Origin of the sequence: Lachnotalea glycerini (assembly GCF_003201285.1) — a bacterium.
GTDB classification, from domain to species: Bacteria; Bacillota; Clostridia; order Lachnospirales; family Lachnospiraceae; genus Lachnotalea; species Lachnotalea glycerini.
This window is the reverse complement of the sequence record NZ_QICS01000004.1, coordinates 156450-168919: the sequence shown is the minus strand read 5'-3', so window position 1 is coordinate 168919 and position 12470 is coordinate 156450. Positions and strand designations below refer to the sequence as shown.

Here is a 12470-nt window from a genome sequence, read left to right as displayed (position 1 = left end):
AAGGTCTGTTTTTTAAGGTTTGCTCTTTTATTATTTTACGGCGTTACAAGTTTTGTCGCAAAATCATTAGTATTGTAACACATTGTTGCATCCTCTCCTGAAGCTTTATATACCTTAATCATAAGTTTTTGATTATCTAAGGTAACCGGATCTAATGAATAAGTAAAGTTCGACGCATGGTTTCCTGTACCCGTAGCAGTAACATTTACTGTTTGTGAACCAAGTAGAGTTTGATTACTTCCGTCTGCATCAACCTTATAAATGTCTACAGTAACATTTGATGCTTTGCTTGGACTGTTTGTCCATAAAGTAAAGTTCCAATTACCACCCGAATAAGTTCCGTTAATGGCATCAGAAGTCCAGTAGTTCGGTGTTGTACTAATCTTCTTAGTTGGCTGCCAGCCTGTTACAGTACTTTTTGTCGTTTGCATATTCTGATCGGATAAGTACCATGTTGTACTAGAAAGGTTCTCATCATCGCTTGTACTTCCACCGTCACCATCCTGCTGATAAACACGAACATAGTCTACACACATTTGAGCTGGAAATTGTGTTGAAGCATCAGGGCTTCCTGGCCAGTTACCACCTACAGCTAAATTAAGTAAAATAAAAAATGGTTTATGGAATTCATCAGTGCCATTAATACTGTCTTTAATATTAGATTCCCAATACTGTTCACCGTCAATGAACCATTTTATTGATTCTTTATTCCATTCAACACTATAAACATGGTATTGTGTTACATCAATGCTTGAAGAAACTCCTCCATAATATGCATATCCATTCGTATCCCAATGGATTGTACCATTAATACCAGCTACATTATTCACATGTTCCATAATGTCAATTTCACCACATTTTGGCCAACTAACCTCTGGCATGTTCGCACCAAGCATCCAAAATGCTGGCCATATTCCCTGGCCTGCCGGAAGTTTGATCTTTGCCTCTATTTTACCATATGTAAATTGCTGTAATCCCTGTGTTTTGATTCTTCCTGAGGTATAATTCATACCATTGTAGCTTTCTTTCTTAGCTTCAATAATTAAATTTCCATCCTCTACTCTAACATTATCTGTTCGATCGGTATAATATTCAAGCTCATTATTTCCCCAGCCTCCTGAACCAGTTCCAGTTTCACAAACCCAGTTTGATTTGTTAAGACTATTTCCTGAAAACTCATCACTCCAAACCAGATTATATGTATCACTTGCACTGACATTCATAACTGGAGCCGATGAACATATCAATGATAACGCCGCCATAAAACTAAATATTACTTTTTTCATCCTTTTATCCCTTTCATATGTTTCTAATTTTCTTGTAATTACAATAGTTACAATAGATATCTATGATAAAATCGTAGCATTTTAAGATTTCTATGTAAATAGAATATTTTGACTATTTTCCATCAATTTTAACTGTTTTTTGCCAAAAAGGTAAAATATTTAACTATAAATTATTAATTTAATTATTAATTTATTTATTTAATATAATATTTATATGTATCTGATTACAATGCTATTTTTTATATATAAATTGATAATTTATATATAACTGCTTGCGTGTCTTTTAAACAATATAATAAATTTTCCTAACAATCAAAAAATCCCAAAATGCCTGTTCGCATTTTGAGATTCTTTGAATCTAGAATATTACAGCAGCTTACTAAGCTCTGTGTTTTTAACCAACTCACCCAATGGTATATTTTTGAGCGGAAGCTTCTCAACTCCAAGACAAGTTTTGGCTGCATTTGCCAATACACGAATATCATATTGGCTTGGATAAACTGGGTCTACTACTTTGTCAATTCCCGTTAGCTCATATACTGCCATCATTGCGCTTCTTACGGAATATTCTACTGTAAATACACAATCATTGGGCACTTCAGCATATTGTCCGAGGAAGCCAAAGTTCTTACTTCCTGCCGGTATGACATTTGGTCTGTCACCTGCTACTCTTGGCATAAACTGTGAAGTAATATAAGGCATCATACTAGGAATTACATTCACCGTATGCTTAAGAATTTCAGGAATTTGATCTTTTAATCCCATGTGATACAGCAGCTCTTCAAACATTTCTTTTCCTGTACATTCAGAAAATGTCTTTTTAATATAGTCACCTGCTACATCCATATTTAATGCATATGCCCAAAGTACCTTGACGTGATCCGGTTGATTAATAAAATGCGGATGTTTGGGAACAACCCAACTCATAAGCCAGCTTGAATCCTTAATTGTTACCAGACCTCCCATACCGGGCTTGTCATTTGTCAGCTTTAATAAATAAGGAAATACAATGTCGTCCTCGTTCAAGGTTACGGTAAAGGACATCCACTTTGACTGATCGATATTGGAACAGAATTTTTCAGGGTGACCAAAGTCTGGTGATTTTTTTGCAAGCTTTTCCCAAACACTAAAGCAGCCTTTGTCATTAGACCTGTTAATAACAGCAGGATGGTTGAAATCTCCTCTTGTTGTATTTTCTGTCATGGAACCATTTGTAAATAATACAATATCCTCTTTCGTAACAGAAATTATCTTCTCTTTACCTTCCTTAATAAAGTGAATTGCAGTAGCAACTTTCTCATGATTGGTAAAGTCAAAATCAATATCAGTTATCTTGCAACCTGGTTCAAAGCAAACTTCTTGCTCCTTTAGCCAGCTAATTAGTGGTAAAATTAAAGAATCATATTGATTATATTCTGTATGAAGAATTCCCTCTAGTCGGTTCATCCCACCAATCAAATGCATAAATCTTTCCATATAGCGCTTTACTTCAACAACACTGTGCCATTTTTCAAAAGCAAACATTGTTGCCCAGAAATACCAAAAGTTAGTTTCAAAAAAGCTCTCATCAAAATATTCTCCAATGGTAGCAGCGCCAAGAGCCTCTTCCGTTAACATATGAAGTCTGGCAAGCTGCATGGCATTCATAGTTGATAATCCAAGACTTGAGAAATCTGCTCTTTGTCCTTGTTTTTCTACCAGTCTACAATGTGACTCAATTGGTTCTTGCTTATTAAGCTCAACAAATTCGTCTAGCACACTTCTGTTTTTGTCCTTTAAAGAGGGAATGAAGCTATAAAGATCCATAAAGCATTCAAAATGCTCCTCAATTTCTCGTCCTCCTCTCGCTGTATAGCCGCTTTCTGCCATTCCAGCTCCATCCATAGAGCCTCCTATCACTTCTAACTGCTCCATGATATGAATGTTCTTTCCAGACATATGTGCATCTCTTATTAAGAAAGCAGCCGAAGCCAGGGAACCGATTCCTCCTCCTAATAAATATGCCTTTTTATTTTCAATGTTTTTAGGTGCAATTGGATTAATTCTTTGATAATTATTCATAATAAGTCATCCTTTCTGTTTGTTTGTCCTTTGATAATTTCATATTACGCTTTGCAAAAAGTATTTTCAAATAACAAAAAAAGCATCTGTGTTAAAATTACACAAATGCCTTAAAGTGTGAAAATCAAAATTCACACACTGTTCACTTTTAAAATTCTAAGGATGGTTCCATCAAGCATTTTCTCTATCCGATCAGATATATTTTCCTTATCCTCTTTTAATCCATTGTTGATCCATGTTAAAAACTCACCCGTAATCGCATACGAAAAGAACTCAGCTACTTCCTTTTTTAGCTCATCTTCCACTTTCATTTCAAGGACTATATCCTCTATCACACCCTCCAAAACAATCGTAAAGGTTTTGTGCAAAAAGCGCTCTAAATGCTCACGTCCAAGAGAATTACAAGTATTTATACAAATTATCCTATTGTTTTGTGTATACTGTAAAACTAGTATTAATCCGTCTTTCCATTTTGACAGACTACAACATTCATCCAGCTCTTCAATCACTTCATTTTCGAAAATCCAGCCAAGAAGTTCATAGACATCATGAAAATGATTGTAAAATGTATGTCTGGTTACGCTGCAAGCATCAGTAATCATCAAAACGGATATTTTATTAATTGGGGTATGAAGCATTAATGATTTTAGCGCCTGAGCTAATGCATTCTTGGTGATGAATGAAGATGACATAAATTTACCTTTCCCTCTTTAATCAGTATATTTAAAGTGACTTTGCAAAATCATATACCTGACTCAGTCCTTCGGCTTGTTTAATACTGCCCTTTTCCTTTAAGTTTGGTATCTTAATGATACCTCTATTCTCCCATTTTAAATAGGAGCTAATTGCTCTTAGCTGTGCTTCGGCTGCATCATATACATGATCTGCCCCAGAGTTAAGAAGCATTGCTATTGAGCTAACATGAAAGCCTTTTACTCCAAAGGCATACATGCGGTCTATAAAACATTTCATTTGTGCCGAAACATCAAACCAATAAATGGGAGATGCCAACACAAGCATATCCGCCTGATCCAAATCAACTAACAATTCATTCATATCATCCTTTTGAATACAGACACCATCATGTGTCAAGCGAGGGTTTTCCTTGATAAGATTTAAATTGAGGTCTTCCTCATATTGGATTCAAATAACCGATTATATCCAAGCCAATCCTGATTATCGCCTGCAGCATTGAATAGCTCCGTAATCGTCTGAATCTTTGCATCAGTATTATCTGCAAGATTTAATGCCAACGCCTCCGCAAGTGCCGGCTTTTTCGGTGAACCGTATGCCAGTTCTCCATGATGAGCAATGATACAGTGCTTAAGCTCTAAAGCCAAGCATGCTGGAAAACCTTCGATACACCTGATTCGTTCTCCCAAAATTTCTACTCCAATAATAATATGTCCAAGTAATTGTCCGTCATCGGTATAATCATTGCTCGGAAACTCTGAGATTTCCTTTAGCTTTCCTACATCATGAAACAGTGCCGCCGTAATCAACAAATCGCGATTGAGTACCGGATAAGCATTTGCATAATAGTTACAAAGGTTCACAACTCCCAACGTATGTTCCAACAAACCTCCAATAAAACCATGATGTACGCTTTTTGCAGCGGAATGGGCTTTGAATTTCTTTTCAAATGAATTATCCTCAAAAAAACTTTTGGTTAACTGGCTGAGATATGTATTTTTAATGTTATTTACATAAACCATAATTTCCTGATACATTACATCAATGTTCTTTGAACTAACAGGAAAATAATCGCTTGGGTTATACTCACCTTCTCCTGCCTTTCTGATTCTCTTTATATTTACCTGCAATGCACCCTGAAAGCTGGTAACATCTCCAAATACCTCGATATAATCAAGAATATCAAATTCATCAATTCCTGATGAATTAGGATCCCATATTTTCGCATCCAAAACTCCAGTTTTATCCTGTATTATTAAATTATCGTATGGCTTTCCGTTTTTTGTAGTAGCCGCCTGTCTGAATTTGCACAGATAAATATCTGATATTCTGTCACCCTCATGTAATGTTTCAATATATTTCATAATTTAAATACCAAGTCTCAAAGAAACATGCAAGCATATACCTTTGAGACGCAAACACAGAAAGTGCAAGCTTGTGTCTGCCTTTTTCCTTTCAATAAATTCTTTCACCTTTCCTCCACTTGTGCGTTCAAAATGCACTAGTTCATTGCACCCAGAGTTACAGTAAAATTAATGTCCTTATATTCATCCATTCCCTGCCGTTTTACGACTACCGTAATCGCTTGATTTACCTGATATTTAGCTAATTCGTTTTGCATATCTCTTACTGTCTTAATGTCTGCATCACCAATTTTGGTAATCACATCACCATTTTGAATTCCCGCACTCATTGCAGGAGAATCCATAACAGCCTCAATCACATAAACACCAACCGGAATATTTTGCTGTTTGGCAATTTCAGTTGAAACATCACTTCCCTTAATCCCCAGATACACCACATCTTCCGAATTAGATAACTTCTCAATCGAAGCTTTTAAATCCGATATTGCAAGAGCAGTTACTACGCCCATACTTGTATCCGGAGTGTATTCAGGTGCAATAATTCCTATAATCTCTCCTTTTAAATTGATGATTACCCCACTTGAATTTGAACTTCCAACTGCATCCGTAGTAAGAATCCGGTAATTTGCATCAACCGTAGTAACTGACTTAGAGGTTGAAGTAAGCATTCCATAAGTAACTGAATTGCTATAACCAAGCGGACTTCCAAGCGCAAGTACAATCTCTCCTGTATGAGATGCATAGGAATTGCCCAGTGTTGCAACACTGATACTATTCATGGTTGATTCTTCAATATTCTCTAATGGAACACCGACTACGGCCAGCCTTGTATTACCGTCATACTTTCCGCTTGATGCCTCTATTGTACAGCCATCACAGAAAGTAACCAGAATTTTCTCTGTATTCTCTACCACATCTAAATTGGTTAGCATCAAAAGCTCTTGTCCATTATTGGCAATAATAAGACCGGCAGCCTGGCCTTTATTTTCCAACGTATCATTAAACCAATCTACATCACTGGAAACTCCTGTTACTGTAACTACAGACTGGTCCGCCTCCTTAGCAACCTCATTAAACTTCTTATATAAATCCTCTACGTCATCTAATTCAAGCTCAAAATCCGGAATTACAACCGGAGTATTCTCTGTCTGAGCTGAATTTTGTGCTGTAGCATCTGTGTTAGCAGACACTGCACTGTCAGCATTATCAGATGATGTTTCGTCCTGAGGAATCGATACTTTATCCGGTTCTTCCTTTTTGGTCAGCTTTTCCTCAAAATAAGGCTTAGTAAGTACAAAAGATAAGCTTGCAATCGAACCAAATACAACAGCCATGCCAATGCATAGCAGGGCTTTTAACGCAAGCCTTTTTTTATTCAATGGTTTCTCCTTAATCTTTTCTTTTATAAATGAAAATTCTTCTTCATTATTTAAGCCTGACATGATTCTCTCCTTCTTATCCCTATATTTCAATGCATCCGCATTACTATAAGTCTTATATCACAAGAGTCACTTACCATATAATAATTAATTCTAGCAAATAGATATGAACAATTTATTACACAAATGTAAACGATAACAAGCATGTTTAGCGAGTCTGATATCATAAAAATAACACTTTATCTTGAATATCTGTGAAAGTTTTTCCTATCACTTGTTTTCATTTAGTCCATTATAATGTAAAATAGGAATATAGTAAATAATATTATGAAACAAATATAAAGGACTGTAAAAATTATGAATCAAAAAGCATTAAAAACACTAGAGTATTTTAAAATAATTGAACATCTTGAATCATTGGCATCTTCTCTTATGGGAAAGGAAATGTGCCATAATCTCAAGCCTTCTACCGATATAGAGCAAATACGAAAAGAGCAGACACAAACAAGTGATGCTATGAAACGTATTTTTAAGAAAGGCAGCATTTCTTTTTCGGGAGTGAAAGACATCCGCGCTTCACTTAAGCGGCTTGAAATCGGCAGCATCCTAAATGCAGGTGAGCTGTTAAGAATTTGTATCCTGCTGGAGACAACAAGCAAAATAAAATCTTATTCTAAAAAGGAGAATCCCGATATAGCGGATGATTCTCTGGACTCACTTTTTGCTGCCCTTGAACCAGTGCACCCTCTCTATAGCAGGATTCGTACCTGCATTATATCGGAGGAAGAAATCAGTGATGAAGCAAGCAGCACCTTAAAGCATCTTCGAAGAAGTATGAAAATTGCAAATGATAAAATACACTCGCAACTGACTTCTATGGTTAACGGCTCAGCCAGATCCTATCTTCAGGATGCCGTTATTACGATGCGAAATGACCGTTACTGCATTCCAGTTAAGGCAGAATACAAAGGACAGGTTCCCGGTATGATACACGACCAGTCGTCAACCGGTTCTACTTTATTCATTGAACCGATGTCTGTGGTAAAACTAAACAACGATATCAAGGAACTGTTACTAAAAGAGCAAGAGGAAATCGAGAAAATTCTCGCCGAACTTAGCGAATTGGCAGCCGGCTATACTGAACTGATTAAAGAGGATTTTGCAATTCTGACGGAACTTGATTTTATTTTTGCAAAGGGACAGCTTTCCATACAATATAAGGGCAGTGAACCACAGTTTAATACCGATGGAATAATTGATTTAAAAAGCAGCCGTCATCCTTTATTGAATAAAGATAAGGTGGTTCCTATTAACATTCGTTTGGGAAGTGATTTTGACCTTTTGATCGTAACAGGGCCAAACACAGGAGGTAAAACTGTTTCCTTAAAAACCGTAGGTCTATTGACCTTAATGGGACAGTCAGGACTCCATATTCCTGCCTTTGACGGCTCTCGTCTGGCTGTTTTTAAGGAGATTTATGCAGACATTGGTGATGAGCAAAGTATTGAGCAAAGCCTAAGTACCTTTTCTTCCCATATGACTAATATTGTCACTATTTTAAATGAGGCAGATAAGGATTCTCTTATTTTGTTTGATGAATTGGGCGCAGGAACTGACCCGACAGAGGGGGCTGCTCTTGCTATTTCTATTCTGACCTTTTTACACAGACTTCAAATACGTACAATGGCAACCACACATTATAGTGAGCTTAAGATATTTGCCTTATCTACTCCAGGCGTTATCAATGCCAGTTGTGAATTTGATGTAGAAACGCTTCGTCCTACCTACCGCTTATTAATTGGTATACCCGGAAAGAGCAATGCGTTTGCCATATCAAGCAAGCTTGGACTACCTGACTATATCATTGAGGAAGCCAAGCAGCATATTACAACACTTGACCAAAGCTTTGAGGATGTTATTACTGATTTGGAATCCAGCCGAAGTATCATTGAAAAAGAACGCGCAGAGATTAAGCTTTATAAAACAGAAATCGAAGCACTAAAAGCAGCTCTTACCAAAAAGGAAGAAAAACTGGAGGAAAGAAAAGAGGCAATTTTACGAGAAGCAAATGAAAAAGCCCATGCTATTCTTCGGGATGCCAAGGAATATGCAGACCAAACAATCAAGAATTTCAATAAATATGGCAAGGCCGCTTTTTCCATGAAAGATATGGAAAATGACCGAAATAGCTTAAGAGGTAAACTGTCCGAGGTAGAGAAAAATCTGACTTTGAAAAATAAAGCCCAGACAAAGAAATCAAATAAGCCAACTGACTTTAAAATAGGTGACAGCGTTAAGGTACTTAGCATGAACCTTAACGGAACGGTAAGCACGTTGCCAAATCAGAAAGGTGACTTATTCGTACAGATGGGTATCCTTCGTTCACAGGTTAATATAAAAGATTTAGAATTAATCGATGAGCCTGTTATTACTGCTCCTACAATGTCCAAAACAGGCGGCGGTAAAATTAAAATGTCGAAATCTTTAACGATATCGCCAGAAATAAACTTAATCGGTAAAACGACCGATGAAGCTGTCTCCTTGCTTGATAAGTATTTGGATGATGCTTATCTGTCTCATTTGCCGCAAGTTCGAATTGTACACGGCAGAGGAACTGGGGCGCTTCGAAGTGCTGTTCATAATTACTTGAAAAAACAAAAGTATGTTAAATCATTTCGTCTTGGTATCTTTGGGGAGGGCGAAACTGGTGTAACAATCGTAGAATTTAAATAAATAGGAAACTTTGGAGGAAAGAAAATGGTTTCGAAACAAAAAATACTTATCGTTGATGATGATGTCAATATAGCAGAACTGATTTCCCTGTATTTGACTAAGGAATGCTTTGATACTACGATGGTTCATGACGGCGAAGACGCTTTGACTGCCTTTGATACCTTCCAGCCTAATTTAATCCTGCTTGACTTGATGCTTCCCGGAATTGACGGCTATCAGGTATGTCGTGAAATTCGAGCCAAATCCAGCGTACCAATTATTATGCTTTCTGCTAAGGGAGAGATTTTTGATAAGGTATTGGGTCTTGAACTGGGTGCCGATGATTATATCATTAAGCCGTTTGATTCCAAGGAGCTTGTTGCAAGAGTCAAGGCAGTATTAAGACGCTATCAGGCAGTCAAGCCGGTCGCAGAAGTTCCTGATATTAAGGCCGTGGAATATCCAGGTCTTGTTATCAATCAGACCAATTACTCTGTTGTCTACAACGGTGCTACCATTGATATGCCACCTAAAGAGCTGGAGCTTTTATACTTTTTGGCCTCTTCGCCAAATCAAGTATTTACAAGAGAACAACTGCTTGACCATATATGGGGTTATGAATACATCGGAGATACCAGAACCGTAGATGTTCATATTAAACGTTTAAGAGAAAAAATAAAGGACCATGAGTCATGGAGTCTTTCCACTGTATGGGGAATCGGATACAAATTCGAGGTGAAATAATATATGAAAAGCCGAATCTATCTTAAATTTATACTGGCATATTTATTGTTTGGTGTTCTGAGCTTCATTACTGTTGCGACCCTAACTTCTGATTCAACCATGAATCATTTAAAAGAGAAGAAAGCAGAATCTCTATATAAGGTAGCAAATATTATTGTCTCAAAATATGCTTCCGGCTTTTATAAAGGTGAGCTTTCGATTGATACTTTTCACAATCACTTGGAGGCTATGGGTGCTTATCTGTCTGCTACTATTTGGATTGTTGATTCGGAAGGCAAGATTATTATTAATTCAGAGGAAACAACTGATTTGAATAACTTGACTGTGATTGAAAATTTTGACCGGACAATATCAGGAAGCAGCTATTATCAGACTGGCAATTTCTATGGTATGTTTGATCAAAGTATGCTAAGTGTAATCAGCCCAATGACATCAAATTATAAGGTTAAGGGTTATTTAATTATATTGACCCCCATGAGTGAAATTATCGCTTCAAAAGATCGAATCCTAAATATTACATTCGTTACACTGGTTGTTATATTCTTGTTGTCTACTATTATTATGATTGCCTTTACCTTTATGGTATATTTACCAATTCGAAAAATTACCACTGCTGCCAATGAGTATGCGCAAGGTAATCTGAAATACGAGCTGGATATCAGAAAGCAGGATGAAATTGGGTATCTGGCAAATACGCTGAATTATATGTCAAGCGAATTAAATAAGAGTGAAGAATATCAAAAGAAATTCATCGCCAATATTTCACATGATTTTCGTTCTCCGCTTACTTCTATTAAAGGTTATGTGGAGGCGATTATTGATGGAACCATTCCGGTTGAAATGCAGGAAAAGTATCTAAAGATCATACTCTTTGAGACAGAACGACTTACCAAATTAACTAGCAGTCTGCTCACATTGAATGATTTTAACACGAAAGCCGCAATGCTGGAAATATCAGATTTTGATATTAACAAAGTGATAAAGAAAACAGCATCTACTTTTGAGGGTACCTGCAAGGATAAGAAGATATCAATCGAATTAATTTTGACAGGACACCACTTGTATGTAGCCGCTGATATGAGTAAAATACAGCAGGTACTCTATAACCTGATTGATAATGCGATTAAATTCAGCCACAATAATTCAAATATTTTTGTGGAAACAACAGAGAAAAATGGGAAAATTTTTGTCTCTGTCAAAGATACGGGAATCGGTATTCCAAAGGACAGCTTAAAAAAAATCTGGGAACGATTCTATAAATCGGATTTATCACGAGGCAAGGACAAAAAGGGAACCGGCCTCGGTTTATCAATTGTAAAGGAAATTATTCAGGCTCACTCTGAAAATATTAATGTTATCAGTACGGAAGGTGTCGGTACTGAATTTATTTTCACATTGCCGCTTTCAAAGACTTCGCCAAGAGAGAACTAGCAGTTATTGTTACACCCATAACTCAAAATAAACCCTTTCATATCCATATTTATAAGACATGAAAGGGTCGTTAAAATTACTTACATTATAATATTAGAGTTAGTTCATAATTTATAAAAAGTACTATGCGAATGAAAGACGTGCTTTAAAACATTGCTTACTAGCTTTCCATTTGTCTTCCAAGAAAACCTGCTGCTGATATTGCAAGCTTTTGTTCTGCTTTTTCAGTTTTGCCGCTTTTATCCTTGCAAAGTATAATGACAGCTCCGATTGCGTCTCCTTCACTTAGAATTGGTGCAATAACCTCTGAAGCAAATTCATCCATCTCCTCATCAATAACATTGATAAATTGCTTTTCTCCTGCTGCCACAGTAAGAGTTTCTCTATCATTTATGGCTTCATCCAACTTTTTGCTAATATTTTTTCCCAAGAATTCTTTCTTACTTCCACCTGACACCGCAATAATCTGATCTCTGTCGGCAATGCATACGACATGACCGCAGGTCTGTGCCAACACCTCTGCATACTGCTTTGCAAATAGGCTTAATTCTCCGATTGGAGAATATTTTTTTAATATAATTTCACCTTCTCGGTCGGTGAAGATTTCAAGTGGATCTCCTTCACGAATTCGAAGAGTTCGTCTAATCTCCTTTGGTATAACCACACGCCCCAAATCATCTATTCGCCTTACAATTCCAGTTGCTTTCATTTCGATTCCTCCATTTAATGTTTAGTAACTATTTACTTTGATACTATTATTTGTTAAATCGAGGATTTAATACATAATTATAACAATTATT

The 12470-nt window shown here is 36.6% G+C and carries 10 protein-coding genes; 3 read left to right on the top strand and 7 right to left on the bottom strand.

Annotated elements, in window-relative coordinates:
- Positions 1–35: 35 nt before the first annotated feature.
- From C8E03_RS10450 to C8E03_RS10425, 6 genes are all read right to left on the bottom strand, one after another.
- Positions 36–1286: a glycoside hydrolase family 16 protein gene (locus C8E03_RS10450; protein ID WP_110291016.1), complete on the bottom strand. Its 1251-nt coding sequence runs from the start codon at positions 1284–1286 to the stop codon at positions 36–38.
- 366 nt (positions 1287–1652) lie between these two features.
- The gene (locus C8E03_RS10445) at positions 1653–3347 is read right to left on the bottom strand and encodes an oleate hydratase (RefSeq protein WP_110291015.1); all 1695 of its coding nucleotides are present in this window, start codon (positions 3345–3347) and stop codon (positions 1653–1655) included.
- A 131-nt stretch (positions 3348–3478) separates the two neighbouring features.
- The gene (locus C8E03_RS10440) at positions 3479–4039 is read right to left on the bottom strand and encodes a TetR-like C-terminal domain-containing protein (protein ID WP_094378589.1); all 561 of its coding nucleotides are present in this window, start codon (positions 4037–4039) and stop codon (positions 3479–3481) included.
- Positions 4040–4070: 31 nt separating this feature from the next.
- Positions 4071–4439 (bottom strand): flavodoxin family protein, encoded by a 369-nt coding sequence (locus C8E03_RS10435; RefSeq protein WP_242993493.1) that lies wholly within the window; start codon positions 4437–4439, stop codon positions 4071–4073.
- Positions 4440–4462: 23 nt separating this feature from the next.
- A complete protein-coding gene (locus tag C8E03_RS10430; RefSeq protein ID WP_094378591.1) occupies positions 4463–5404 on the bottom strand; it encodes a 3'-5' exoribonuclease YhaM family protein in 942 nt (313 codons plus the stop codon).
- Between the two features lie 137 nt (positions 5405–5541).
- Positions 5542–6846 carry a S1C family serine protease gene (locus C8E03_RS10425; protein ID WP_110291014.1) on the bottom strand — a complete coding sequence of 435 codons (1305 nt, stop codon included), beginning with the start codon at positions 6844–6846 and terminating at the stop codon, positions 5542–5544.
- Between the two features lie 294 nt (positions 6847–7140).
- Here C8E03_RS10425 and C8E03_RS10420 point away from each other — a divergent pair, with 294 nt between their 5' ends.
- Genes C8E03_RS10420 through C8E03_RS10410 form a run of 3 tightly spaced genes read left to right on the top strand, consistent with a single transcriptional unit; the run spans position 7141 to position 11670 of the window.
- The gene (locus C8E03_RS10420; protein WP_110291013.1) at positions 7141–9516 is read left to right on the top strand and encodes an endonuclease MutS2; all 2376 of its coding nucleotides are present in this window, start codon (positions 7141–7143) and stop codon (positions 9514–9516) included.
- Between the two features lie 24 nt (positions 9517–9540).
- The gene (locus C8E03_RS10415; protein WP_110291012.1) at positions 9541–10239 is read left to right on the top strand and encodes a response regulator transcription factor; all 699 of its coding nucleotides are present in this window, start codon (positions 9541–9543) and stop codon (positions 10237–10239) included.
- A gap of 3 nt (positions 10240–10242) precedes the next feature.
- Positions 10243–11670: a sensor histidine kinase gene (locus C8E03_RS10410; RefSeq protein ID WP_110291011.1), complete on the top strand. Its 1428-nt coding sequence runs from the start codon at positions 10243–10245 to the stop codon at positions 11668–11670.
- A 160-nt stretch (positions 11671–11830) separates the two neighbouring features.
- Here the strand turns inward: C8E03_RS10410 and spoVT are convergent, their stop codons facing one another.
- A complete protein-coding gene (gene spoVT, locus C8E03_RS10405) occupies positions 11831–12379 on the bottom strand; it encodes a stage V sporulation protein T (RefSeq protein ID WP_110291010.1) in 549 nt (182 codons plus the stop codon).
- Between the last annotated feature and the right edge of the window lie 91 nt (positions 12380–12470).